The 26,250-nt window shown below is 46.4% G+C and carries 21 protein-coding genes; 16 read left to right on the top strand and 5 right to left on the bottom strand.

The features are described 5' to 3' along the window. Positions 1-10 precede the first annotated feature (10 nt). The 10 genes from ONB37_02660 to ONB37_02615 all read left to right on the top strand — a co-directional run bounded on the left by ONB37_02660 (position 11) and on the right by ONB37_02615 (position 11,124). Entirely contained in the window at positions 11-340 is a 330-nt protein-coding gene (locus tag ONB37_02660; GenBank protein ID MDZ7399046.1) for a DUF5674 family protein, read from the top strand. Between the two features lie 3 nt (positions 341-343). Then, positions 344-691 carry a hypothetical protein gene (locus ONB37_02655; GenBank protein MDZ7399045.1) on the top strand — a complete coding sequence of 116 codons (348 nt, stop codon included), beginning with the start codon at positions 344-346 and terminating at the stop codon, positions 689-691. 508 nt (positions 692-1,199) lie between these two features. Continuing rightward, positions 1,200-1,790 carry a 4Fe-4S dicluster domain-containing protein gene (locus tag ONB37_02650; GenBank protein MDZ7399044.1) on the top strand — a complete coding sequence of 197 codons (591 nt, stop codon included), beginning with the start codon at positions 1,200-1,202 and terminating at the stop codon, positions 1,788-1,790. Continuing rightward, a complete protein-coding gene (gene nrfD, locus ONB37_02645) occupies positions 1,787-2,683 on the top strand; it encodes a polysulfide reductase NrfD (protein MDZ7399043.1) in 897 nt (298 codons plus the stop codon). The genes ONB37_02650 and nrfD overlap by 4 nt, the downstream gene beginning before the upstream one ends. Before the next feature lie 72 nt (positions 2,684-2,755). Beyond that, positions 2,756-4,966, top strand: coding sequence for a molybdopterin-dependent oxidoreductase (locus tag ONB37_02640; GenBank protein ID MDZ7399042.1), 2,211 nt, complete (start codon positions 2,756-2,758; stop codon positions 4,964-4,966). Between the two features lie 127 nt (positions 4,967-5,093). Further along, positions 5,094-5,999 (top strand): hypothetical protein, encoded by a 906-nt coding sequence (locus ONB37_02635; GenBank protein ID MDZ7399041.1) that lies wholly within the window; start codon positions 5,094-5,096, stop codon positions 5,997-5,999. Positions 6,000-6,177: 178 nt separating this feature from the next. Then, positions 6,178-6,660, top strand: coding sequence for a 4Fe-4S dicluster domain-containing protein (locus ONB37_02630; GenBank protein MDZ7399040.1), 483 nt, complete (start codon positions 6,178-6,180; stop codon positions 6,658-6,660). A 116-nt stretch (positions 6,661-6,776) separates the two neighbouring features. Continuing rightward, positions 6,777-7,523: a 4Fe-4S dicluster domain-containing protein gene (locus ONB37_02625; GenBank protein MDZ7399039.1), complete on the top strand. Its 747-nt coding sequence runs from the start codon at positions 6,777-6,779 to the stop codon at positions 7,521-7,523. 257 nt (positions 7,524-7,780) lie between these two features. Continuing rightward, positions 7,781-9,454: an FAD-binding protein gene (locus ONB37_02620; protein ID MDZ7399038.1), complete on the top strand. Its 1,674-nt coding sequence runs from the start codon at positions 7,781-7,783 to the stop codon at positions 9,452-9,454. A gap of 221 nt (positions 9,455-9,675) precedes the next feature. Further along, positions 9,676-11,124 (top strand): nucleotide excision repair endonuclease, encoded by a 1,449-nt coding sequence (locus tag ONB37_02615; protein ID MDZ7399037.1) that lies wholly within the window; start codon positions 9,676-9,678, stop codon positions 11,122-11,124. A 123-nt stretch (positions 11,125-11,247) separates the two neighbouring features. Here ONB37_02615 and ONB37_02610 read toward each other — a convergent pair whose 3' ends face one another. The 5 genes from ONB37_02610 to ONB37_02590 all read right to left on the bottom strand — a co-directional run bounded on the left by ONB37_02610 (position 11,248) and on the right by ONB37_02590 (position 19,225). Further along, a complete protein-coding gene (locus ONB37_02610) occupies positions 11,248-12,267 on the bottom strand; it encodes a deoxyhypusine synthase family protein (GenBank protein MDZ7399036.1) in 1,020 nt (339 codons plus the stop codon). A gap of 456 nt (positions 12,268-12,723) precedes the next feature. After that, complete coding sequence (locus ONB37_02605) at positions 12,724-13,545, bottom strand: PEGA domain-containing protein (protein MDZ7399035.1); 822 nt, start codon at positions 13,543-13,545, stop codon at positions 12,724-12,726. Between the two features lie 2 nt (positions 13,546-13,547). After that, the gene (locus ONB37_02600; GenBank protein MDZ7399034.1) at positions 13,548-14,699 is read right to left on the bottom strand and encodes a PQQ-binding-like beta-propeller repeat protein; all 1,152 of its coding nucleotides are present in this window, start codon (positions 14,697-14,699) and stop codon (positions 13,548-13,550) included. 12 nt (positions 14,700-14,711) lie between these two features. After that, positions 14,712-17,639, bottom strand: coding sequence for a hypothetical protein (locus ONB37_02595; protein MDZ7399033.1), 2,928 nt, complete (start codon positions 17,637-17,639; stop codon positions 14,712-14,714). Positions 17,640-18,235: 596 nt separating this feature from the next. Beyond that, entirely contained in the window at positions 18,236-19,225 is a 990-nt protein-coding gene (locus ONB37_02590) for a fibronectin type III domain-containing protein (protein ID MDZ7399032.1), read from the bottom strand. 245 nt (positions 19,226-19,470) lie between these two features. On the opposite strand from ONB37_02590, the gene ONB37_02585 reads away from it, so the two are divergent. From ONB37_02585 to ONB37_02560, 6 genes are all read left to right on the top strand, one after another. Further along, the gene (locus tag ONB37_02585; GenBank protein MDZ7399031.1) at positions 19,471-21,000 is read left to right on the top strand and encodes a phospholipase D-like domain-containing protein; all 1,530 of its coding nucleotides are present in this window, start codon (positions 19,471-19,473) and stop codon (positions 20,998-21,000) included. Positions 21,001-21,033: 33 nt separating this feature from the next. After that, on the top strand, positions 21,034-22,077 hold the full coding sequence (gene tdh, locus ONB37_02580; GenBank protein ID MDZ7399030.1) for an L-threonine 3-dehydrogenase: 1,044 nt from the start codon (positions 21,034-21,036) through the stop codon (positions 22,075-22,077). 164 nt (positions 22,078-22,241) lie between these two features. After that, on the top strand, positions 22,242-22,649 hold the full coding sequence (locus tag ONB37_02575) for a holo-ACP synthase (GenBank protein ID MDZ7399029.1): 408 nt from the start codon (positions 22,242-22,244) through the stop codon (positions 22,647-22,649). Positions 22,650-22,674: 25 nt separating this feature from the next. Further along, positions 22,675-24,378, top strand: a complete 1,704-nt coding sequence (acsA, locus tag ONB37_02570; GenBank protein MDZ7399028.1) for an acetate--CoA ligase — start codon at positions 22,675-22,677, stop codon at positions 24,376-24,378. A gap of 150 nt (positions 24,379-24,528) precedes the next feature. Next, positions 24,529-24,771 carry an acyl carrier protein gene (locus tag ONB37_02565; GenBank protein ID MDZ7399027.1) on the top strand — a complete coding sequence of 81 codons (243 nt, stop codon included), beginning with the start codon at positions 24,529-24,531 and terminating at the stop codon, positions 24,769-24,771. 119 nt (positions 24,772-24,890) lie between these two features. Next, the gene (locus ONB37_02560; GenBank protein MDZ7399026.1) at positions 24,891-26,138 is read left to right on the top strand and encodes a glycine C-acetyltransferase; all 1,248 of its coding nucleotides are present in this window, start codon (positions 24,891-24,893) and stop codon (positions 26,136-26,138) included. Positions 26,139-26,250: the final 112 nt, after the last annotated feature.

Genomic DNA, 26,250 nt, shown 5'->3' with positions numbered 1-26,250 from the left:
TAGAGTACTGATGATTCACATAATCCGTTCTCACGCCTCTGCACAAGAGCTAAATGAGATGTTGGAGGCTTTAGGCAGCTATATTAAGCTGGCCGTGGATATTCGTCGGGGTATTTTAGCGGGTGGGGGAGTGCTTCATGCGGATTGCGAATCAGCGCTATTGGATGATGGGAGTTACCAAGCGGATATTTGGGGTGCCGATTGGAACCCAGAGACGAGGCAGGTGACTTATGAATCCTTGATTAACATTCGCCCGCAGCAAAATAATCGCTCTCTGGAAATTTTAGATCCTATTATTCGGGATCGACTGACTCAAATTGTTCGACAACTGCTGGATTGATCCATGAAAAATCTGAATGTGATTCGTGAAAGATATTTGCGGGATAAATTACCGATTCGTTTGGGCGGGCTGGCTGCCAATCTCAGTCGCATCAAATCATTTGCTGCCAATGAGGCGAATCGGGAGGCAGTTCTGGGATTAATCGAGGAAAGCAAGTTTTTTATCGAGTGGACTGCTGCTGAAGCCGAGATTGAGAAGGCGGCTGAATTGATTGCGTTGCAAGTTGAATTAGCTCGGTGGCAACGAAATTGGGAGAATATCTGGAGCGATACTGAGCAACGGCAGCAGGTTGCTGAACAATCGAGGCGTTGGTCAGAGAAAGTTTTAGAGATATCGGGTTTGTTCGAATAAGCTGTAGGACAAGATGCCATCTTGTCCCACATTAACAGAATAACCAGAACAGATGGATGTTCGCCAATTGGGCGAATAAGCTGGAATCTGGACTAGATACATGGTAAGGAGACGGCGCCGAGTACTTGGTACGAAAATCGACATTTGTACGTTACGCTGGTGGAGAGAGGATCAGACTTCTCGATTGATTGTTTTCTGAATTTGAGATGGAGGAGGATTGTCTCTGGTTATTCTGTTTTGATTTTTAAAATACAGGACCGTCTCTTTCGAGAAATAAATTAGAATAAAGATCATTGAGTAATATTTGTCATTCCGAACGAAGTGAGGAATCTTTCGAAGTTATGCACCTTCCGAACGAAGTGAGGAATCTTTTTCGGCTATGCATCTTCTTGAAATAGAGATTCCTCATTCCGCTTCGCTTCATTCGGAATGACAGTAATCTAATCAGGTTTAACACATACTTCTGAATCAATGGTTGCGTTGCCAACCATTTGTCTGGAGGCTTGTTTTGGCAAAAGTACGTTACGGATTTCTGATTGATTTGCGCAAATGCATCGGTTGCAACACGTGTTCGGTAGCCTGTAAAGCTGAAAACGATGTGCACCTCGGCGTATGGCAATCGTGGGTGAAACAGATTCAGAAAGGCGAATATCCCCATGTGAGGAGATCTTTTCTGCCGCTGCTGTGCAACAATTGCGAGGAGCCTATCTGTGTGACCGTCTGTCCTGTCAATGCTAATCGCATCGAGGAAAATGGCATTGTCAGCACCGACCCACACCGCTGTGTAGCGTGTCGCTATTGCATGGCAGCCTGCCCGTACGAAGTGCGATATGTTCATCCGATTAAAAAAATTGTGCAGAAGTGCAACTGGTGTATGCATCGGGTGCTCAAGGGAATTCCGCCCGCCTGCGTGGAGGCCTGCCCCGCAGGCGCACGGGTGTTCGGCGATTTGAACGATCCCGAAAGCGAGATTGCGAAGCTGATGGCCACCCAGCCTGTGCAGGTTTTGAAGCAAGAGATGGGCACCAAGCCGCATGTGTTCTACATCGGTCTTGACGTCGACGCTTATGAAATCAAACGTGAGGTAAAAGTTTTATGACCGAGCTGCTATACGATGTTGATCATCAGGTTACTTTTCGCTGGTTGATCGCCCTGTATTTTTACTTCACAGGTATGAGCGCTGGGTCATTCGTCATCTCCACCCTGGCGTACGGCTTCGGCATGACCAAATTCAAGCCCGCTGGCAAAGTCGGCGTGGTGATGGCCACGGTGCTGCTATTTATTGCCCCAGTGATGCTGCTGCTTCAGGTCGGTTGGCCTGTTCGCTCGATCTGGAACCATTTCACTTATTTGAATTTTCACTCGCCGATGACTTACGGCGCCTTCCTGCTCGTGGCTTATCCGATCAACTGCGTAATTTACGCTTATTTCATGTTCAAAGGCGACATGAAGCATACCAAAATTTTCGGTTTAATCGGTATCCCATTGGCAATCACAGTTCATGGTTACACAGGATTTATTTTAGCGTTCGGCAAAGCTCGTGCCTTCTGGAATACGGCGCTGATGCCGTTCCTGTTTCTCGTCTCTGCTGTGGTCTCTGGCCTTGCATTGATGATCCTGATTTTGATGATCAAAGATCGATTCTTTTCGAAAGAAAAGAAGGTTAATACCGAAATCGTTTATACATTGGCTAGCATGTTGGGCTGGATGATTGTGTTCGATCTGTTTCTGGTTTTTTGTGATATTTCGACGCTGTCGATTTCCCATGCCGAGGCCAAGGAGACCGCTCATCTGATTTTATTTGGCGAAATGAGCCCGCTATTTTTGGGGATCGAAAATTTATTTGGCAAAATTATCCCGATGATCATTGTGCTGACGCCGAAATTCCGAAACATCAAGACCATTGCCATCGCCTGTGCATTTGTAGTGGTTGGAATTTTGTTCATGCGGTTTGTGGTCGTTTACGGTGGTCAGGCACTGCCTATTATATAATACAATGAATGCAAAAGGCGTGACCGTCACCTGCGAGGTGACGGTCACGCCTCAATACAAAGGAATTTGAATATGAATAAAATTAATCGTCGTGACTTTTTGAAGCTTGGTGCATTGGGGGCAACGGCGATTCAGTTTAGCGGTTTGGTGCCAATTTTTGGAATCCGAGGCAGAAATGTCTCGATTTTTTCCAATGATTTTCGAAAGAGTGTGGCCACGATTTGTGACCTGTGTCCTGCCCGCTGCGGAGTGCTGGGATTTCTCAATTATGAGCGATTGGCAGCCGTTCAGGGGAATCCGAAGCATCTCAATAATCGGGGTCGCATTTGCGCCCGTGGGATTGCAGGCATGAACCTGGTCTATGATCCCGAGCGGATTTTATATCCAATGAAGCGAACAGGAAAGCGGGGTGATGGCAAATGGCAAAAGATCAGTTGGGACGAGGCGCTGAATGAACTAACGATGAGGCTCAAAGCTGTTCAGAACCAGAATAGGGGAGAGGCGTTCGTCTTTCATGCCGATCGCTTTCAAATTTCAGGTTTGACCCGAAGATTTCTCGATAATTTTAAACCAGTGACCATTCTAACCGATGATGGTTATGAGCATCCCAATAAGACCATGGCCCAGCAGAAAACCTGGGGTGAGAGCTGCGAAGTGATCGACGCTGCCAATTGCCGCTATTTCCTCGCCTTTGGCAGTAATCCGTTCGAGTCCCATCCGTTCTTCATCAATTTCAATCAGCGGCTCATCGATGGCCGAATCGACCGTCATGCACGATTGGTGACTGTTGATCCTCGGATGTCCAATACTGCGGGGCGAAGTGACGAGTGGATCCCCATCAAGCCTGGCACCGATGCTATGCTCGCCCTGGCCATGGCCAATGTGATTATGCAGAAGAACTTGTACAACGCCCAATTTATCAGCCAATGGACCAATGTTTCGGTGGCTGATTTGAAGAGCTACCTGGCTCAATTTACAGTAGAAAAAGCAGCAGAGATCACCCAGGTTCCTGCCGAGACCATCGAAAGGATTGCTGTGGAATTTGCCACTACGCAGCCTGGTGTGGCGTTCTCTGGCGGCGGTGTGGTCGATCATGTTAACGGCGTCGAAAACGAGCGCTGCATCATGCTGCTCAATGCCATCGTGGGCAACATCGATGGGCAGGGAGGCTATTGTCTGCCCAGAAAATATCAGCTCAAAGATTTCGATCCAGATCAGAAATTGGCTGACGAGCAAAATCCAATTGAGTTTCTCAAATCGATTCAAAGCAAGAAGCAAAAGGTCGATCTCTATTTTGCTTATAAAACCAATCCCGCTTACGAGCATCCCGATTGCCATTTTACCCAATCGGTGCTGAAAGATGAATCGCTGTTGCCGTTCACCGTGGTGATGGATACGGTAATGAGCGAGACGGCGGCGCTAGCGGATCTGGTTTTGCCCGCCACCACGTTTCTCGAGAGCTGGTCCCTGGATTCGGCGCCGTCGTTCGAAATGATCCCGTTTGTGACATTGGGGCAGCCAGTGATCCAGCCGCAGGGAGAATCGAAGCCACTGTACGAATTATGCTTGTCGCTGGCGCAGCGGATGGGCGGTGGCTTTGCAGCGATGGTGAACCATTCCAATGTTGAAGACTACATCAAAGCAATTGTCACACAAGTTCCAGGATTAGCCTATGATCGGCTGAAGAAAAATGGTATCTGGTATCAGGAAAATCAGAAAGCGGAATATCAGATTTATCGAACTCGGGGCTTCAATACCCCATCAAAGAAATTCGAGATCGCCCAGCGGCGCAATGGTTTGACTGCCTTGCCGAGCTATCAGCCGATCCAGGAGCATATCCATCTAGCCAAGGATGAATTGATTTTAATCCCATTCAATGTCAATGTGATGCGGTCTGATCTGGCCAATGCCAAATGGCTGGCGGAGATCCATCATGCCAATGCGGCGTTGATCAATTCGAAGACGGCTCGAGCGCTAAAGATCAAACCAGGGGATGATATTATTTTAGAATCGTCGGCAGGGGAGTTGAAAGTTAAAGCGCATGTGACCGAAGGAGTGCATCCTGAAATCATCGCTATCGCAAATGGCTGTGGGCATTGGGAATTTGGCAGGATTGCCCGAGCCGAAAAATTTGATAGCGATGATCCTGACACCAAGTTTATCTGGTGGCCGAAGAAAGGCAAATTTGGAGTTCATCCCAATTGGGTCATTGCAGCGGCTACCGACCCTATGGGCAAGGGACAAGCTTGGATGGATACGAAGGTGAAGGTGAGAAAGGCATAATGTAAAATTGTCATCCCGAACGAAGTGAGGAATCTGCTGGATAAATGAACTTTGCAAAATATAGAGATTCCTCACTGCGCTGCGCTTCGTTCGGAATGACAGAAAGATCAGGAGTTTTAAATTTCAAATGAAAATTTTCAAGACACCAACATTTGAAAAAATCAAAGATTTCGTCATCAAGCATCACATCAAAATCGTACTGATAGCGGCGCCGATTCTAGCGGTGTTGGGATTCATTGGGATGATTTATTACAATCAGATTCCATCAACATGCCTGACGTGCCATTATGTAAAAGGACCCTACGTCAGTATCGATCTCAATACCGAGCCGCATAAAGGCATTGCCGAAGGGGATGCCACAGGCTGTATGAGTTGCCATCCTGATAAATCAGTAGAGCACTGGGCTTGGCGTGGGGTCAATCAGGCCGCAGTGTTATCCCAGCGGTTTGCCAATCTGAAATTCACCGAGCCGACCAGCCCCAAATCGTTTTACACCAGCGATCAATGCCTGAAATGCCATCCCGATCGGCTCAATGTGATGGAACGAGCACCGTATCTTTTGGCCAGCGAAAAATTGGCCGAAATCGGCTTGAAGCTGAACAAGCGGCTGCATTACCGATTCGAATATTTTCGACCTGAAGATCAAAAGTTGTATCATGAACTGAAGGCCAAATCTTCGTTGAACGAAGATGAAAAAGAGCAATTGGCCTTGATCGAAAAGATCCAGTTGGGCAATTGCGGGCAATGCCATCTGCGGGAGAAGGTCGATGCGTCAGGCAAGAAGCTGGTAGATAAAACGGTGAATTTCGCTGCCCGAAATCCGATTGCATGCTCGGGCTGCCATGAGAACGTCACGCCACTGAACCACCCAGGCAAGCCGCTGCCTATGCCAACGGAGGAGGTCTGCCAGAAGTGCCATCATGGCAAAATTCATGGGAAGTTTGTGATCTTTCGGGCCGAGTGTGAGGATTTGTCGGATCAGACGAATTGTGTGAAGTGTCATCCGTATATTGGGAATTTGGTGGTTAGATGATCGAGCAATTATTGCTTTGCCTAAGGATCAAAATTTTTGACAGCAAATGTCACGAATCAACCAAAATTGCGCGAATTTTATTGGTATCAAATTGGCAGAATTGGCCTAATTCGCGGAATTAGCGGTTTATCATCTGGATGATTTTGTTTTGTGTAATTAATGTTTTAAGGAGCAAGCCGTGGCTTATATAACCGCAAAAGAAGAAAAGTTAAGTCCCGAGACCATCCGAGTGCTCAATACTGTTCTGGATATTAAAGAACCGCCAGTAGCTCGTTGTCGGTTGCTTTCGAGAGGGATCGAGCCGTATCATCGGCTTTATTTGCCACCGAATGTTCAAATCGATGGTGATCGGGCATGTATTGCTTGTGGCAATTGCATCGACTCCTGTCCCGTGCTCAGGCGAGAGCCCGATCGACGGGCAAGAACCGTGCAGCGGACTTCGTTTGCACTGGAAGTGCTGGTGGCTGAGGACTGCGAGCAATGTTACGCCTGCGTCATGGCCTGTCCTCAGGTGGATACAGGGATCAAAGATTTTGTGGTGGAGGAAAGGGTGGTAGAAGTGATTCCGCAGAAGAAAGCGTTGAAGTGGTTGGACAACTATTTTATGGTTTTTGTGGCGTTGATTATCGGAATTGTGATTGGGGTTTTTATAACATGGTAATTTTTATCCAACGGCTGATATGACGACAACGGATATGAAGAATTGAAATATCAATTGCAGTCTTATCAGCCGTTGGGTTGTTTCAATCCATTGGAAAAAATCCAGGAGGCTTTTAGATGAGCAATACCGAACAAAATACAGAAACCAAAAATTTGATTCCGATTTTTATTATGGGTAAGCGGTATGACGTCCCCCCATCGCTGACGATTCAGAAAGCGATGGAGTATGCGGGTTATCAATTGATCCGTGGCTGCGGCTGTCGAGGTGGCATCTGTGGCGCTTGTGCGACGATCTATCGTTTCCCCAACGATTACCAACTGCACTATGGTTTGGCCTGCCAGACAGTGGTCGAGCCGTACATGTACATCACGCAGATTCCGTTTTTCCCTGCCAATAAAGCAGTTTATGATCTGGAGCAGTTGCAGCCGACTGGCGAAACGGTGGCCCGATTGTATCCCGAAATTTTCAAATGCATGGGGTGTAATAACTGCACCAAGAGCTGCCCCATGGACATCAAGGTGATGGATTATGTTGCGGCGGCCATGGCTGGGGATATCAAGAAGGCGGCTGAATTATCGTTCGATTGTGTGATGTGTGGACTCTGTGCAGCGCGCTGCCCTGCGGAAGAAGTGCAATATAATATTGCCATTTTAGCGCGGCGCTTGTATGGTCGATATATTTTGCCCAAGGCAGAGCATTTAGCCCAGCGAGTCCAGGAGGTAGAATCGGGCAAATACGAAACGATGCTTCAGGAACTAATGAAGGCGGACAAAGCTACGCTAATGAAACTCTATAAGGAGCGGGAGACAGAGCCTGATAATGCGGATGAAATGTGGGAGCCTGCGGAAAAAGCATTTCTTTGATTTGTTGCAGGGAAAAATTCCAAGCACCAAATTACAAATTCCAAATAAATTGCAATTTCTAAAATGTCAAATTCCAAATGTCGGTGAATAGCATTGGCTTCTTTTTTTTATTCAGATAGCTTTTGAGTTGATCTGGTTCTATTGGTTTCGGAAATTGAATATTCAAGTGTGAGATCTATTTGGAACCTGGATTTTGTGATTTGGAATTTTGGTGACTATAGAACTTGATAAACAAATCTAATATATGAGGTATTAACATGCCATACACACCGGAGCTAAAAAATCTGATCAAAATCGTTGAGAAGACCCGTCCTGAGCGCGTGGCGAGAAAAAAACGCGGGGAAGAGTTTCCTGCGATTCCAGTGGATCAGCGCCAGGAAATCCTGCGGAAATATCACCCTGATTTTATCGAGGGGACACGCCGCCCTATCCGAGTTGGTCCAAGCAAAGGATATAGCATCGCCAATGAATATGTAGACATTCTGGAGACGAAGAGCCGTGTTGACCCGGATAAGATCAATCTTGACGAAATTGCTATGGAGACCGATGTGCTGATCATCGGCGGCGGCGGCGCTGGGAATTCGGCGGCGTTATTAGCCCGGGAGCATGGGGCAAAGGTGATTTTGGCGACCAAGTTGCGCAACGGCGATGCCAATACCATGATGGCCGAAGGCGGGATTCAGGGCGCCAGCAAAACGTGGAAAGACTCGCCCTATTATCATTATTTGGATGTCATGGGTGGCGGTCATTTTGTGAATGATCCAGAGTTGGTTTACACCCTGGTGACTGAAGCGCCGAAGGTTTTGGCTTGGCTGGAGAAGCTGGGCATGATTTTCAGCAAATTCCCCGATGGCCGATTGAAGTCAATGCACGGTGGCGGCACATCGCGCAAGCGGATGCACTATGCTGGAGATATCACCGGTGCCGAAATCATGCGCACACTTCGGGACGAGGTGCGCAATCATCCCGATGACATCAAGGTCATCGAATTCTCGCCTGCGGTTGAAATCGTGCTGGACGATCAAGGCAGAGCGGCTGGTGCAGTGCTTTATAATCTGGAGACTGAAGAATACTTTGTGGTAAAGGCGAAGGCCGTGATTCTTGCAACGGGTGGCTCGGGCAGGTTGCATATTCAAAAATTTATGACTACGAATCATTACGGTGCCACAGGCGATGGGTTGGTAATGGGATATCGCGCTGGTGTGCCTGTATGTTTCTTGCATACAGTTCAGTACCATCCCACGGGAGCAGTATTTCCAGAGCAAGCGGAGGGGCTGCTGATCACAGAAAAGGTGAGAGGAGCCGGAGCAAACTTGGTCAACATTCATGGTCAGCAATTCGTGTATGAGCGCGAACCGCGCGATGTGGAAGCAGCAGCCATCATCAGAGAATGCTCGCCAGAGCGAGGAAATGGGGTGCCAACGCCCACTGGCAAATTCGGTGTCTGGCTCGACTCGCCGATGATTGATGAACTTCATGGCGAAGGGACGGTGCGTCGGGAATTTCCTGGCAAGCATATTCTATTTCGGCGATATGGGATCGATATCTCCAAAGAGCCCATGTTGATCTACCCAACGCTCCATTATCAAAATGGCGGTCTGGAGGCGAACAACAAATGTGAAACCTGTGTTCCTGGGCTTTATGTGGCAGGTGAAGTGTTAGGCGGCGTTCATGGAGAAAATCGACTGATGGGCAACTCACTGCTGGATGTAACTGTTTTTGGACGCATTGCTGGAATGAATGCTGCGGAATACATTAAGGGTTATCAGGGAAACGGGAAGTTGTCGCTGGAGCATGTTAAAAAATATAATAAAGAAGTCGAGAGACTTGGTATTAAGGATCGGGTTGGACCAATGCTATTGCCAGATTATTCCAATCCAGAAGTCCGAAAGCGCCAGTTGACCACCCATTATTTGGGAACTATCCGCTAACTCGGTTCAATTTTTATCTTGAAACATTAAGCTGAAAAGCCTCGCCATTTACAGGCTGTCCGAAAATAGGCGCTGACCGATCGCTTACCAATTTGGTATCGATTAAATTTCAAAGATATGGATTACTTTAGCAGGTAAACGAGCGATCAGCTTTTTTAACGTTTCGAACAGATTTTTTAGAGTGAGGCTTTTTTCTTTTGATCTAATTTGCCTTGCAAATTATGAAAGAAAAAATTTACCAATATCTCAAGAACAAAGCGGAAGCTGTCACCACCAACGAGTTGATTCGGCATTTCTTTCATGTTCCGAATTCATATCCCTCACAATTCGAAATGATTTTGTCCTCACTTCTCAAAGATGATCCTCGCTTTATTTTCGATAGCAGTGGATACTGGCGGATTCGGTTACAATCCGAGCAGCCAAATTTGTCTGGTATGACTTTTTCGTTAATTGATGTCGAATCAATTCAGCTCAGCCGCGGCCACGTGATCCCCATCGCTCTTGGGGTCGTTTTGTTGAAAGATGGTTCTGAGCTCAAACGTGAAATCTTTAGGCTTCCATCACAAGAGAAATATGGCTCGCAGTTGAGGCGATCGATATCGGTACTCAGCAACCCGTTTGCCACCGCTCCTCGAATTGAGCAACATATTGACGCGCTTTATCAGGAGCTGCAAAATACCATCTTGGTGAGCGATTGGTCAGGGAAGAAACTGGCAATATTGAATGTTTGGTTTCGGCTTATTCTTGGTGTTGAACTCGAACTCGAGCGCCTCTCTTTAATCAGCCTAGCTCGTTTACTATCTCCAAAAAACAAAATTAAATCGCTCTCTGATATTGCAGTTTCCTTAGCAATGGTTTATTCGGAACCTTTGGAATTGAATGCAAGGCTTGATTTAATGAAAGAATTGACATGGCACTTTATTCATCAGCTTGATCGCCTGTCTCTGCGATCGTGGTCGGATGTGAAGAATTTCGTGGAGCGCGCCAAAACTTGGGTGAATTTTTCTCGCTACTATTTTGATCAAGATTTCATTAGAAAGTTACCTGATCGACCTGGCGTTTATTTCATGAAAGATCGTTTGGGCAATGTCTTTTACGTGGGCAAAGCGAAAAATCTGAGGGCGCGGGTAGAAAGTTATTTTATCAATCGGCTTGATTTGGATGAAAAGGGAAGGACCATTCTGGATCAGATCGCTGATTTGAGCTATGAGGTGGTTGGTTCGGAGTTGGAAGCGTTGTTATTAGAGAATCATTATATCAACGAATATCACCCGACACTGAACACGCAGTTAAATGTGCATTCAATTTCCACCCCACCAAGGGAGAAACGAAGGGTAATCGCATTTTTGCCTGGGCTCTCAGAGAAAGAAATCGTGCTGTTTTTAGCCGTGGGTAATGAGAGATTGGTCAAGTTGTCGCTCGACCGAGAACAATCGAATTGGCAGGGGTTACTGTGTGAATTGGACCATATTTTCGGTCATGATAATGATCGCACGAGCGATTATTCGAGCGAACAAATTGAAATCTTTTGGCGGTGGTTCGATTTAAATCAAAATTGGGTTAATTTTATCAATCTGGAACAATGCACCACCAGTGACCACTGTCTGGAACTGATCAAGCGATACTGCGCAGATCCGCAATTATTTTTGGAGAAAATCCACTATCGTTGATTTGAGCAGTTGCACATCCACATGATCAGCTTCCAAACAAATGGTCACTGGGCATCAAATTGCACTTAACTCAATCGCCGTCGTTAGGTGAATAGGATGGTGCGGCCAAAATAATCCGATGGATCAGGCATATTTGGCGAACAATCGATTGGCTTCATCTGGATTTTGTTTGCATTCTAACAGGGCATTGAGCATCAATGGGACCACTATGGTGGCATCGGATTCGATGACAAACATGGGTGTATCTCGAGTGAGCTTATCCCAGGTGATTTTTTCATTCGGTGTTGCGCCAGAATAGGAGCCATACGAAGTAGTCGAATCAGAGATCTGACAGAAATACGCCCACGGTTTGACCTGCTCGCGCAGATCATATTTGATCGATGGGACAACGCAGATCGGGAAGTCTCCTGCAATCCCACCTCCGATCTGGAAAAATCCCACCCCAGGTCCTTGGGATAGTTCCCGATATTGATCATAAAAAGCCACCATGTATTCGATCCCAGATTTCGCGATGGAGGCGCTACATTCACCAGTCTTCACGTACGAGGCAAATATATTTCCGAAGGTTGAATCTTCATACCCGGGGACGACCAGGGTCAAATTTGCCTCAGCAGCAGCGAGCAGCCAGCATTCCTCAGCCGGCCCTTCAAATTGATTTTCATCCAAACCGAGTACCAACTCGTAAAAATACTCATGCCAGAATCGAGATTGTCCTTTTTGCGTGGCAGCTTTCCACATCGGAACGATGATCTGCTCGACAGCGCGAAACGCTTCATCCTCGGGAATGCTGGTATCAGTCACCCGTCGCATCCCCGCCTCGAGGATTTTGGTATCGTCATCTTTGGTAAAATAGCGGTAATCGGGAAAATCTCGATAACTGTGATGAGCTACTAATCGGAATAGTGATTCTTCTAAGTTGGCGCCAGTTACCGATAAGCCGTGAACCAGTCCAGCGCGGATCGCTGGGGCGAGAGAGATTCCTAGTTGGGCAGTAGACATCGCTCCAGCCATGGCCCAGAACATTTTTCCTCCCTTGGCAATATGATGCCAGTAGGCCACCAGCGCATTTCGCAATGCCCGGGCATTAAAATTATGGTAGTTTCGGAAAATGAATTCACAGATCGGAAATTTGGTGCGATCAATGTTTGCCGCAGCCTGCGGCGTATCAGAAGCAGTTTGTGCTTTCATTGATTCAATCCTCTCGATTTTTAATCGTCCAGTTTCGGTCCTTCCATAGGAAGCTTTGAATAGTTGTCATAAAAAGGCACTGTTTTATGACACGATCTAGAAGGAGAACAGCTCAAATCGATCACTCAATTGCAATCGGATTTATTAAAATTCGCGCTTCCCTCCCAAGTTTTCGGCTTTGGGAAGAAACATAAATTCGCTCTCGGCTCTTTCACTTGCTGCCAAATATATTTCGTTTTTCTTAAAAAGTCAATAACAAATTTGAGCTGCGCAATGGTTATCATTCGCATGGCTGAAAAATCATGAATCCAACAGAGCGGAAAACCCTGTCGCCGGTGGGGTTGATGTGAAGATCTTTTTTGGATTTCACTGATGCGCTTGGCGGGTGACGAGGCTTTCAGATGAATGACGCTAATCGAGCGATTTCATCAAAAAATAAAATGAAAGACCGAAACATGCTTGCAAGGCAGCAAGGGAAATATAGGTGTAACGATCATAACGCCGAGTAGCACTATAGTATCGATTCATTTGCTGCATGGATCCAGCAACGAGATATTTTTGGTAATAATCATCAGCCTGATCTTTGAAATAAACCGTAGAAAGCCCAGTAACGATGCTGAGACCCCAGAGGCTATAGCTGATAGAACGATAATATTTTTTTATTAGCTTTTGATGTCTATATTTGGTTTGACTGAGCTCCCAGTTGTATTGATTGCGAATGAGATCGATCTGAATAGAATTATTTTTCAAATCGCTGAGTCGAACTAACTGATCGTGAAATCCCTCTTTTTTGATGACGAGCTGCTTATCGGGTGAAAGATCGATTGGGAAGGAAAGCGGGGTGTGACCGATGAGCTCATTATCGAGATAGATCGCGGCATCAAATGGGTTTGTTCGGATGGTTAGAATGGTTTTAAATTTGGGTCGTACGATTAGAGTGTCATGAGCTACGACCAAAATGCTATCTCGCCAATCGAGATTGCCCCATATATATGGATTGGGATGGCTGGCGGTGATCTGATATTTACCGGCTGGGAGTGCGAGGATCGGCAACGGGGTAAAGCCCAGTGTTTTATTGTTCAAAAATATCTCCACATGCAGCGAATCAGTCTGGATGTTGAGGAAACCAAGACTATCGGCTGGTTGGCATTTAGCTACTGGCTGATCCAGCGTGATAAAACACCAGCAGATGAGCAATGAGATGAATGTCGATAAAGAATGACGAAAGAACAAAGTCACTTCTCCTCAGCAAAAGAAAAGATATAAAGCTCATTATTTTCTGAACCAGCGATCAAATAATTTTTCCAAATCACTGGGGCCGTTCTTACCCGACCATTAGTTTTATACTTCCAACGCTCCGAACCAGTGGCCAGGTCGATGGCATAATAATGCTGATCCAAGGAGCCGAATAAAACGAAAGAGCCAGCGATCAGAGGCGCGGTGCTGATTATGCTTTTCGCTGGGAACGACCAGCGCAAAGTGCCGGTAGCTCGATTCAAGCAATAGAGCTGACCGTCGCTGGAACCGAATATTACCAGGCTATCATTTACTGCAGAAGCCTGGAGAATCTGCCCATTTGTTGCGAATTGCCAGATTAATTTGCCTGAACAAAGATGGATAGCGTAGAAATGGTTATCGGAAGAACCCACATAAACGACGCTATCGCCGATCGCCGGGGTGGCTGTTACGCTAGCGCTGGTTTTAAATTTCCAGCGGATTTTTCCATCCGAAGGATTGACAGCATAAACATTCCCGTCATCACAGCCGAATACAATCACGCCATTTCGATAGGCTGGGGATGAGCGGATCTGGTCGTCGGTTTTGGTCTGCCAAAGCCGAACCCCATTGGAGATATGATAAAGATCGACGTGATTGTAAAGCGCGGTCACAATGATGTATTGATCGACGACTAACGGTTCAGTAGCAATGTCGCCAGCATCAATTTTCCAAAGAAATTTGCCCTTGTTGAGTTGATATTTGTACAAAGTTTTATCACCATAACGAAGCGCGATGAAGAGGCAGCTATCATGATAGACGCAGGTCGCATCGACACCGATCTTGCGATGGCCGATTTTTTTCCCTGTGACGATATCCAGCGCGATGAGTCGGCCATCCATCGTGGTAAAGTAGGCAATGCCATCGACGGCTAAAATTGCAGTTCCCACTGTACCAGAGGCGTTATATTTCCATTTCAGTTGCAGAGGCAAGCGAAACTGACCCGAATGTTGATTGGTCCTTGCCCAATCCCCGGCAAACCGTTCCCAATTAGACGCTTCAAAATCTGGAAGTGTTGCGAAGTCGATCCGAATCCTTGCACAATTTAGCAACATGATCACAGCGATAAAGCTGAGCCGCAGAAATGATTTGAATTGAGCAAGTAGCCTCACGTGTCACCCGTATTAAAAGTCCCAACCGAAGAAAAACTGCTTAAATATACCTTTTTCCATGTGGAATTTGGCAGGATTGAGGAGCTCGTGGGAGTCGTTGAATTGGAATTTCTTGCCAAAGTCGAAACGCAACACGAGAAACCCACCCAACTGCCATCGAATACCCAAGCCCATGCTGCCCAAAACTGATTTCAGTTGATTGTCCCAGGCATTGCCCAGATCGATAAAACTGGCGCCGCGGATGGCGCTGAACCCCATACCACCGAATGGGAAATTAATGTTGAACCGATCGATAAACGGAAACCTTAGCTCGCCATTCACCAAAAAGATCTTATTGCCCCAAAGTGACCAGCGGCGATAACCGCGCAGGTCCCAGCTTCCTCCCATTACGAATGGTAGCGCTTCTTTGCCGTGATTGTAGCGAGTCATGGCGCGAGTGGCGAAGGTCACGCGGCGCGACAGCCGGAAATATTTGCGGGCATCGAAAATGATCGTATAGAAATTGACATTGGAGTGCTGAACGTCCAGCGTGTTTCCCAGTGTGATATTGATGCGTTCGCCATCCATCGGGCCAGAGGGCCCCCAGAGCGAGTTGTCCCGAACAAAACCAATGAAATTTGATAGCAGCAGCGCGTTTCTGCCGTTGTTTAAGCCGTACCAATCTTTATATGAGTGCCGGAAATTGATGCTGGCCTCGACCCGTTCGAACACCGAGAGCGGGTAGCTAATTGAACCAAAGCCGCCATACCGCCGTTCGTAAAAGAACCCCTCGTACCAGTTGAAATAACGGCCAGCGAAATGATACAACCCCACAGCGTAATTCATTCGATGCGACAGGTCAAGCCGAGAAATTGCGACGTTGAAACTCTCAAAAAATTCATCCCGCGTCTGGGCGTTGTTATAAATGAGAAAATGATATTGATAATTGCCCAACATATCGCTCATCGCAAGCTGGGCTCCGCCAGAAACGCCAAAGATCGGGTCCTGCATCACCGAGCTTTGGGCGACATCCAGGTTGAATTTCGGTTTATATTTTACGGCCGAAACCTTAGACTCTGCGGCGATTTTGGGCAGTGGGTTCAACTGAGTTTTGGGCAATAAGGTGTCCTTTTGAACCACTATCGCGTTTTCGTTTCGAGCAATCACCTTATCCAAACGATGGATTTGAAACGAAAATTTTTCGAACGCGGTGAACAATAACTGGTTCTCATCCACCCATTCTGGATCATAGGCACCAGTTGTAAAGTTGGTGATCTTTTTCGCGGCAAGGCGCTGATCCATCAGGGAAAAGCACGGTCGAACCACTGGAAGCGGGGTGAGAGCCTCGCCCAACCCAGCGATGATCTGTGGCAACGAGCCATTCGGATTTTCAATTAGCCAGATGTTGAACGCCCCATCCCGATCCGAGGTAAAAGCCAAATAGCGATTATCGGGAGATAAGGCTGGAGAATAGTCGTTGGATCTTCCATACGTTACATAGCTGATCTCTCCGGTTATTAAATGATAAGCAAAGAGATTGTAATAGCTCGAATCATCAATAACGGATCGATCGGAGCTGAAATAAATGAACTGGTCGCTTCGGTCCCAGATCGGATCCCGATCATCGTAAAAATCATTGGTAAGCCGATCCAGGTGACCAGTGGCAACATCAATCACATAGAGATCGCTTTTGCCATCGAAACTGATGCCAGTGAATGCCAACTTTTGCTGATCCGTCGACCAGGAGGGTGAAAACATGGTGACTATGTTGTCGAATCGAAAGCTATTAACCATTTTCCTTTGATGAATGTCGTACAGATAGATGACATCGCTCTCTCCGCTTTTGGACACGAATGCCAATGTGCCCTGGTCATTGACGTCAATTTTGCTATTAAGAACGTGGAATGATTCGAATTCATTGGTTCGTTCGCCTTTGATCAGGACTTCTACGCCGCGTTCCTTATCGGATTTTTCCTCAGACAGAGGCATGTGATAAATATTCGAATAGCCAGTGCGATTGGAAACAAATGCCATGATGTTTTTACCATGAGATCGATAGCAAGCCGGCTTGGTATTGATGCCTAGGTAAGTAATCGGTTCCGCGATCATCTCGGGAAAATCGTTTTTGGCCATAATTGGGTAATGTTGCTTCTTCAAATAATAAAGCCACTGTTTATCGAACTCCTGATAGTTCAACCCTATGGTGAGCTTTAAGACGTTGGAGAAGTTATCTTCCTTCCAAGCATTTTCGATCAATTGCACGATTTTATGTTCGCCATATTGATCGGCGATAAACTTGATGATCGCTTGCCCCTCTTTATACATCAGAAATGTGCCATAGATGCTATACATCTGCTCCAGCGGCACCAGGTAGTTATGCAACACAGCATCTTTAATGAACATTTCGGCTTCGTCGTTCCACCCCTCGGACCAATATTCGGCAAGTCCCTCAACAAACCAGAGCGGAAGAGCTGGAAAATGGGTCTTGCGATGATCTTTCAGCACGCGATAATGCTTGCTATGAGTGAAAACATGAACCAGCTCATGTCGAATCACCTTTTTGAAATCGCGGATCGATCCATTGGAAGGGACGACCACGCGCCCTTTTATGAACTCAAAGAAGCCACCAACACCCTCTGGGAGCAGATAGGGGATAGTATTGGTTTGCTGGAAATGGGAATGATTTGAATAAAAGATCAGCGGGATTCGATTGGTGATATTGTGGTTAAATTTATCCTCTAAGAACCGATAACTTTCCTCAGCCCAAGATGCACCAATGTCGGTCAGCTCTCGCATCTCTGGATAAAAATAAATATCGAAATGCTCGGTTTTTAAAATGTACCACTTGAAATTGTTATATTGGACCTTATTGCGTCCGAAATAGTATTGCGCCTCCCCCCTCGAATAAGCGATAAAAATCATCGCTATGGCCATTGCCATGCATCGAATCGATCGAGACACCTCTATCCTCATCCATTATTGGTTCGTATCCATTCGAAACAGCGACCTGCTCCAAGGTATCATTTAAAGGACTGTGAGCTATTGAAAAAAATTTCTAAGCTTTCGAATAGAACCCCTGGAGAGGTCAAACAGATTTTCATATTATATACTTTTGGGTTATCTATTGGTTCAATTTATCAGAAAATTTGATAGAAGTCAAGTGGAATTTTTGCTGTAAAGGCCAGTGGGGCTTTCAAATTTGGATCACTGATTGAGCAAAAAAATGGCGCGATTATGAATCGAATGAACTGAGTAAGGCCAAATAGCGCGAGGTTCGAGATGGATTACCTTAAAAAATCTATTTTCAGATCTATCTTTCTCAGAAAAAAAGGGCTTTGAGGACTCGATGAGTCGAATGATTTCGCTTCAATGAGAATGGTCCATTCTCGCGATGCGTGCGGAGAGATGCTTATAGAAACAGTTCACTCACAGTACTTTGTTTGGCTCCTCCATCCGAAGATGGAAATGAGCCCGCTAGCTATCGTGCTCATATGGATCAGCAGCGAGGCCCAAACGTTCATCTGCAATATTGATTAAATAGTGGTGAGCTTGAACTTCTAATCTAATCTTCGGATGCCGAAATTGTCAGCATAAATCACATTATTTCCGTATTGAGTGGTGAAGAAACCGCAGAATTTGTCTGCGTCATTTGGGCGCTTTCCTCCACTCGAATCCACAGCCGCAAGAGAGGCCAAAACCGAATAATCAGAGAGACGATAAGCAATGGCTTCAATTGCGCCGCTTTTATAGGCTAAAGTTAATTTCACCCATTCATCGGGTCGAATCTCTGGAATTTTTGCTGGTTGAGGCGACCTCATGGCATGACGGTCAGCGGCGCTTTCTTCGAGCCGTAGTTCCCAATTGGTCAGATTCCAGAATAGAAAGGCGTTGTAACCTTTGTAATATTTATCTGGTCGGGCGAGCTCCGAGCGAATCATCAGCCCAGCGCCACCCACATTTGGCACTCCCAGCATGAACTGGCAATCGACAGCAAAATTATTCAATGGGGTGTAGGCGAGATATTGGCCAAAGCTGCGACGCATTTTCACATCATTAAATTGGATATCTGCAGCACCAACCATTCCCTGGATTACTGGTACAGTATATCCTGGCTCATAATGCCATTTGATTGTATCAAGCTGCCCTTGGTCCTGTGAAAAATCTTCGTAAGCGATGTAGGTTCGGGCCATAATTCGTTCCGATAGCTCGCTCTCTCTATTGTTGGCATCCACAGTGGAGATAGCACAAAAATATTGTTGATCTGGCGCCAGGTTTCCGATCGTAAAGCTTGTTGTGTCTTTTCCGACCATGATGGTATCAGAATAGTTTTGTTCGCTGGTGCCGAAATAAATTTTATATCCGATAATATCGTTTTGTATCATTGGCTTCCAATAGAGCTTAAGCTCGGAAGCGTTGCTGGAAATCCGAATTCCCGATGGAAACGTCAAATGGTTGGCGTCTGGGGGCACTGCCCTTTTTTCACACCCATTGAGGCCAAATACTGCAATGCACAAAATAATCCTTTGGATCAAGGTTACGGAATGCATATCGCATGCACCATTTCGACTTCTTCTCCTATCAATTCAAAAGCGCCGAAACATAAGAATTTTTATTAAAAGAGTCAAGTCATTTTTTTGTATTTTCCCGAACGGGACGATTCCTTCAGCTCATCTGCCGCATCAAGAATTTAAAAATTATTGCTTGACTAGAACTGGAATTATGTTTATATTTAGTCTAAAAATTTTTTATGTTAAAGAGTCTAATTGAATGGTTATTAATCTAGGGCTGGTGTGTGAAAAGCAATGTGGTTCTGGTTGCAATATGTGTCTTGTTTCAAGCGGTAGTCGAACTGCCGAGCCTCTTTTCGCAAGCTGTCCAAACATCCTCAGGAGAAATTCGAGTTTATTTCAGTCAATCAGTTGATCCGAGCTATGCCAGATACGGTCGGATCGCCGAACGGACCAATATCTTTAATCGCTTTGCCCAGCGCGTCAATTCGGCTAAATATTCCATCGACCTCTGTTTTTATCTCATTGGTAGTAGCGATTTTGATTCGCCAGCACAGGTATTAATAAATGCCTATAAGCGAGGGGTCAAAATTCGAATCATTTATGATTATGACAAAAATAGAGAAGAGAGCAATGCTATTCGGCTGCTCAAAGAGGCAAAGATCCCGATGATTAGTGATCGGTTCGGCAATAATGATGGTCAAGCAGCCATGCATAATAAATTTATGGTAGTGGACAATCGCGATACAAGCTCGGCTTTGGATGATTGGGTTTGGACCGGCTCATATAATTTAACCAAATCGGCCACTACCGAAAACGCTGAAAACGCCATTGAGATTCAGGATCGAGCGCTGGCAAGCTGCTACACCGCCGAGTTCAATGAAATGTGGGGCAGCGATACCGATGTGCCCGATCCTGCAAAATCGCGCTTCAGCTACCGCAAGACCAATAACACGCCCCATAAATTTATCATCAATGGTATCGAAATCCAGCAATACATGAGTCCCACAGATGGCGGAGTGAATTTCCTCGTTGATGCTATTCAACGTTCGAAAAGTTCCCTCTACTTTTGCATGTTGATCTTCCAACAGAGTACCAACCCCAATAAAATTGCTGATGCCATGCGTGCCAAATGGCAGACCATTCCTGATTTCAAGGTGAAAGGCGTGTTTGATTATGAAGAAAATTATGGCAATAGCTCCAGCCAATATTTAAATATGATTGGAAGCGGCAGCAAACCGTGGAATCCGCCCGCCGATGTCCATTTGGATGGAGAATTTGGGACCTTGCATCACAAATACTTGATCATCGATGCCGATGGTGGACCAGGACAGCCGATGGTAGTGACCGGTTCTTATAATTGGAGCAACGCGGCGGAGACGTTGAATGACGAGAATTTTTTGATCATCAAGGATTCGACGATCGCCAATCTCTATTTGCAGGAATTCGCTGATCGCTATCACAAGGCTGGGGGGAAAGAACCGCTGATTGCCACGTCGGTAGATTCAGATCGGGAAAGATTGCATTCGAGATCGCCGCAACTGTTTCAGAATTATCCCAATCCGTTCAATGATGCCACAGCGATCCATTATCAATTTGATGGGCATTCTCTGAGAGATGTGGAGTTGGCGATCTTTAACCTGATGGGGCAACAGATAAAGACGTTGGTTCGTGGACTCCAGGCTGGCGGGAGCTATCAGATTTTCTGGGATGGCACGGATGATCATGGGGAAGCAGTGAGCTCTGGAGTTTATTATTATCAATTGAAACTTGATGAGATGCGCTTAATGAAGAAATTAATCGTGTTGCGTTGATCGGATATCGATATTATTAAGGAGAATGACAATATGGCGAATGAGAAGATGAGAGCGGTGGTGAAGGCCGCGCCTGGACCTGGAGCAGAGCTGCGAACCGTTGCAATCCCAGAACCAGGCGAGGGAGAAGTTTTGGTCAAAGTTAAGGTGACTTCGATTTGTGGCTCTGATTTGCATATTTATAAATGGAATTCATGGGCTGAGCAACATGTCCGTCCGCCGCAAATTATGGGACATGAGGTGGCAGGTGAAATAGTAAAATTGGGACCAGGCGTGAAGTCATTGCGGATTGGAGATTTTGTTTCCGCTGAGACCCATATTCCATGCGGCTATTGCAAGCAATGTCGTACTGGCAACATGCATATATGCAAAAACTTGAAGATTTTGGGAGTAGATACCAACGGAGCATTTGCCGAATACGTGGTGATCCCTGAGGTTGTGGCATGGAAAAATGACCCTTCAATACCGGCAGAATTTGCTTCGGTTCAAGAACCTTTGGGAAATGCAATTGATACGGTGTTGAGCGAGGACGTAGCGGGTAAAACTGTAGCGGTGATCGGCGCGGGCCCGATCGGCATGTTAGCGGTGGGGGTGGCACGCATTTCAGGCGCGTCCGACATTTTCGTAACTGATCTGAACGATTATCGATTGAATATCGCCAAAAAAATGGGGGCAACAGTCACGCTGAACCCTAATAAGGTCGATGCATATCAGGCGGTGATGGAAGCCACCCGCGGCGATGGGGTGGATGTGGTGCTCGAGATGTCTGGTAATGCCAATGCCCTCATTCAAGGCTGCCGCATGCTCACCCCAGGTGGCCGTATTTCTCTATTGGGCGTGTTCGACAATCCCGTCACGATGGAGTTCAACAATCTCATCATCTTCAAAGCGATCCGAGTGTATGGAATCACCGGTCGCAAAATGTTTTCCACATGGGAGAAAGCGGGAAATTTTTTGCGCTCAAAAAAATTGGACCTCAGCCCAGTTATCACCCATCACCTCCAATTGGCTGAATTTGAACAAGGTTTTGAGCTAATGAAGTCCGGCCAGTGCGGCAAGATCGTTTTGAAGGTCTAATCGGTTTCAACCGCCGAAGGACGCGGAATTCCTAGATTGATTCGATGCTATTTTTCCCATAAAGATTTTGGCCATCTAGCAATTGTCGACAGTTTTTCTCAAAATGGTTACATTAACAAATAGAGAGAACTTCAGACAACGAAGATAATTGAAATGGAGATCAATTGATTTACGGTATTGGCATTGACATGATCGAGGTGGCCCGATTTGAGCCGCATCTTGCGGATCGATCTCGCTTGCTCGTGAACAAGATTTTTACTCCAATAGAAATTGAATATTGCGAGGGTAAATCAAGAAATCAGGCACAGAACTACGCGGTGCGATACGCGGCCAAGGAGGCATTTTTCAAAGCGCTTGGGACAGGCTGGCGGGGTGGTCTGAGCTGGCAAGATGTGGAAGTTCGGCGCGATGAACTGGGAAAACCCTATTTGGTGCTATACGGGAAGGCCAAAGAAATTATCGAAGCGAAGCGGATCACAAGCGTTCATGTGTCGTTGTCACATCTTAAGGCCCTAGCCGTGGCTATTGTGATTTTGGAAAAGGGGCAAATGGATGAGTCAGACGGTCGCTGAACGAGAGTGAATTTCAGGAGGCATTATGTCAAATATTGGTTCTTATGAAGAACGTCTGAAGCATTTTGATTGGTCAATTGCGGAACAAGAACTCAATTATAAACCCGGCGATGTGATTAATATCGGTTGGTACTGCTCCGACCGAATCTGTGAGCAAGGAAAAGGCGCCAAGCCAGCATTGCTGTGGGAAAACTCACAAGGTCAGCAGCAGCGGTTCAGTTTTGATGATATTCGTCGTGCAAGCAATACGATCGGAGCTTTTTTAAGAAAGCTGGGGATTCAGGTCGGGGATCGCGTCTGTTTGTTTCTGGATCGGGTACCTGAGCTGTACCTCGGCTTTCTCGGGATTTTGAAAATCGGGGCAATTGCGCAGCCGCTGTTTTCGGCGTTCGGGGATGAATCGCTTTATATTCGGCTGGAGAACGCTGGCACTTGTGCCATCCTCACCCAACGAAAGCATCTTCCAAAAGTCAGAAAGATTCGGGAGAAACTTCCAGCGCTCAAGCACATCATCGTGGTGGATTATGATGGCCAGAAGCCGTTGCAAGAGCGCGAAGTGGCTTTCAATTTAGCGACCGCGCAACCAGTGGATCAGTTCGAAATCTATCCTTCAACGGCCGAGACCCCATCAGTGCTGCATTACACTTCCGGCACCACCGGTCAGCCCAAAGGTGTACAACATGTCCACTATTCGCTTATCTCTCAATATTTGACTGCGAAATGGGTGTTAGATTTGCAGGACAATGATATTTATTGGTGCACAGCAGATCCGGGTTGGGTGACAGGGACTTCTTATGGCATCATTGGGCCCTGGAGTTTGGGCATCACACAGTGCGTGCTGGACGCTGGCTTCTCCGCAGAAGCATGGTATCAATTTATCGAGAAGCATAAAATCACTGTCTGGTATACCGCCCCGACTGCCATTCGCTCGTTAATGAAAGCTGGGGATGAACTGGTCAAGAAATACGATCTCAGCTCGTTGCGCCATCTGGTCAGCGTGGGCGAACCGCTCAATGCCGAAGCAGTGATCTGGTCCGAAAAAGTTTTTGGTCGGCCATTCCATGATTCTTACTGGCAGACCGAGACCGGGTCAATCATGATCAGCAATTATCCAGGAATGAAGGTGAAACCAGGCTCCATGGGCCGACCGTTCCCTGGCATCACTGCTACAGTGCTGGATCCAAAGACCTATCAGCCCCTGACCAGCAATGGCCACGTCGGACTGATCGCATTCAAACCCGGCTGGCCAGCGATGATGCGAACCTATTGGAAGAACGAAGCGACTTATCAAAAAAAATTCATTAATGGATGGTATCTTTCTGGTGACCGAGCGAGAATTGATAATGATGGTTATTTCTGGTTTATCGGCCGAGATGATGATGTGATCAATACCGCGGGACATCTGGTCAGTCCGTTCGAAGTTGAATCCGCTTTGTTGGAACACCCAGCGGTGGCGGAGTCCGCGGTGGTGAGTAAGCCTGACCCGATTAATATGGAAGTGGTGAAGGCTTTCGTCACGCTAAAGCCAGGGTATCAACCTAGTAGCGATTTGGAACTGGACATTATGAATTTTATTCGAAGAAAGCTTTCACCGTTAGCTATGCCACAGGAGATCGAATTCATCGATTCACTCCCCAAAACCCGAAGTGGCAAGATCATGCGACGCTTGCTAAAAGCCAAAGAATGGGGTGAGGAGATCGGCGATACTTCGACCCTCGAAAACGATTGAGCGATTCTGAATCATTCACTGACACAGCCATCAAACGGTGAAGAACCTGGCCGCAGTTACAATATTCGATCGGTGATGATGAGAAGCGCTTTCCATTTTTGGAGATAAATTTTTGACTTAAAGATCACCTAACCTGAAAGGAGCAAACTCATGGACGAAATGGTGCAGATCGTATTGGATTATGTGAAAAGAGAATATCTTGAAGATGAGGACCAAGAGATCACTCCAGATACTCCATTGATTTCTGGAGGCATTGTGGATTCATTCTCTATGGTTTCGCTGAAGCGATTTTTGGAAAACAAATACAAAATAACGATTCCTGATGAAAAAGCAACGCCAGAAGCATTTGATACGGTGAATAAGATCTGCAAATTGGTGCGAGAGTTCATTTAAGCCAAAGGAAAGCCCCTTTGGGAATCGCCTTCATCCAGGGGCAAAAGTGGCTAACTGTCACTGTTCGAGAAGGCAAGTGGGTTGTCTCGAACAGAGAACCAAGCATAGGAGATGCAATTATGGCTTACAGTGATAAAGTTCGAAATATTTATCAACAGGAACTTCAAGCAATCCGCGATGCTGGGTTATTTAAAGAAGAACGATATATTCATGCACCTCAAGCGCCCGACATCGAGGTGGAATTTCCGCTCGGGTCGCCACTGAAAAAAGTGATTAATATGTGTTCCAATAACTACCTAGGGCTATCCAGTCACCCTGAAGTGATCAAAGCAGCTCATGAGGGATTGGATTACCGAGGTTACGGCATGTCGTCGGTGCGATTCATCTGCGGTACTCAAGATATTCATCATCGACTGGAGCAAGAGATGACCAAATTTTTGGGCACCGAAGATACTATTTTGTTCCCTTCGTGTATGGACGCGAATGCCGGGGTCTTTGAGGCGATTTTGACTGAACAAGATGTAATGATCTCGGATCGATTGGTCCATGCCTCGATCATCGATGGGATTCGACTTTGCAAGGCGCAACATGACACATTCAAACACTCCAATATGGAGCACCTTGAGGAAAAGCTCCAGATGCATTCCGATAAACGGCTAAAGGTGATCATTACCGATGGTGTTTTTTCGATGGACGGAGACACCGCTAAATTAGATGAGATCGTGGCGTTGGCTGAGAAGTATGATGCTATGGTATTTGTCGATGATTCTCACGCAACTGGTTTCATCGGCAAGACGGGGCGGGGCACTCACGAGAAATATGGAGTAGTTGGCAAAATCGACATCATTACTACTACGTTCGGCAAGGCGCTGGGGGGAGCTTCTGGCGGCTGTGTGTCTGGCAGGAAGGAGCTGGTGGAGCTTTGTCGCCAACGCGCACGACCTTATCTGTTTTCAAATACTGTGGCTCCGGTGATTATTGCTGGGGTTTTGAAGGTTATTGAGCTGTTGTCTCAAACCACCGAGCGACGCGATAAATTAGAATGGAATGCAGCTTATTGGCGCAAAGGGCTTACCGAGGCTGGGTTCGTGCTAAAGGAAGGTGACACGCCGATCGTCCCAGTGATGCTGTTCAATGCGAAATTAGCCCAAGACTTCTCGCGTGACTTGTATCATGAGGGCATTTACGCGATCGGATTTTTCTTCCCCGTGGTTCCCAAGGGTCAGGCGCGGATCCGAACCCAGCTTTCCGCTGCTCATGAAAAGCATCATCTGGATCGTGCGCTTGAGGCATTTATTAAAGTCGGCAAAAAATATAATATCCTTGGTAAAACCAAAGAAGAAATTATTGAGATGTACGGCTTATAGCAGAAACTGCCGGAAGCTGGGCTTAGAGTTGAACAAAGGGGGGATCAACTGCCTGCCCCTGACTGACGGCTTCCGGCACTCCTCGCTTTTGCAGGAAAAAATCCGTTTCGTG

Source organism: candidate division KSB1 bacterium (genome assembly GCA_034506395.1).
Lineage (GTDB): Bacteria > Zhuqueibacterota > Zhuqueibacteria > Thermofontimicrobiales > Thermofontimicrobiaceae > Thermofontimicrobium.
This window is presented reverse-complemented; position numbering and strand designations above follow the sequence as displayed.

Bases quoted from the DNA above. Each gene is read 5' to 3' on its own strand.
- ONB37_02660 (MDZ7399046.1), top strand. From the start codon at position 11: ATGATTCACATAATCCGTTCTCACGCCTCTGCACAAGAGCTAAATGAG.
- ONB37_02655 (MDZ7399045.1), top strand. From the start codon at position 344: ATGAAAAATCTGAATGTGATTCGTGAAAGATATTTGCGGGATAAATTA.
- nrfD (MDZ7399043.1), top strand. From the start codon at position 1,787: ATGACCGAGCTGCTATACGATGTTGATCATCAGGTTACTTTTCGCTGG.
- ONB37_02640 (MDZ7399042.1), top strand. From the start codon at position 2,756: ATGAATAAAATTAATCGTCGTGACTTTTTGAAGCTTGGTGCATTGGGG.
- ONB37_02635 (MDZ7399041.1), top strand. From the start codon at position 5,094: ATGAAAATTTTCAAGACACCAACATTTGAAAAAATCAAAGATTTCGTC.
- ONB37_02625 (MDZ7399039.1), top strand. From the start codon at position 6,777: ATGAGCAATACCGAACAAAATACAGAAACCAAAAATTTGATTCCGATT.
- ONB37_02620 (MDZ7399038.1), top strand. From the start codon at position 7,781: ATGCCATACACACCGGAGCTAAAAAATCTGATCAAAATCGTTGAGAAG.
- ONB37_02615 (MDZ7399037.1), top strand. From the start codon at position 9,676: ATGAAAGAAAAAATTTACCAATATCTCAAGAACAAAGCGGAAGCTGTC.
- ONB37_02590 (MDZ7399032.1), bottom strand. From the start codon at position 19,225: ATGCATTCCGTAACCTTGATCCAAAGGATTATTTTGTGCATTGCAGTA.
- tdh (MDZ7399030.1), top strand. From the start codon at position 21,034: ATGGCGAATGAGAAGATGAGAGCGGTGGTGAAGGCCGCGCCTGGACCT.
- acsA (MDZ7399028.1), top strand. From the start codon at position 22,675: ATGTCAAATATTGGTTCTTATGAAGAACGTCTGAAGCATTTTGATTGG.
- ONB37_02565 (MDZ7399027.1), top strand. From the start codon at position 24,529: ATGGACGAAATGGTGCAGATCGTATTGGATTATGTGAAAAGAGAATAT.
- ONB37_02560 (MDZ7399026.1), top strand. From the start codon at position 24,891: ATGGCTTACAGTGATAAAGTTCGAAATATTTATCAACAGGAACTTCAA.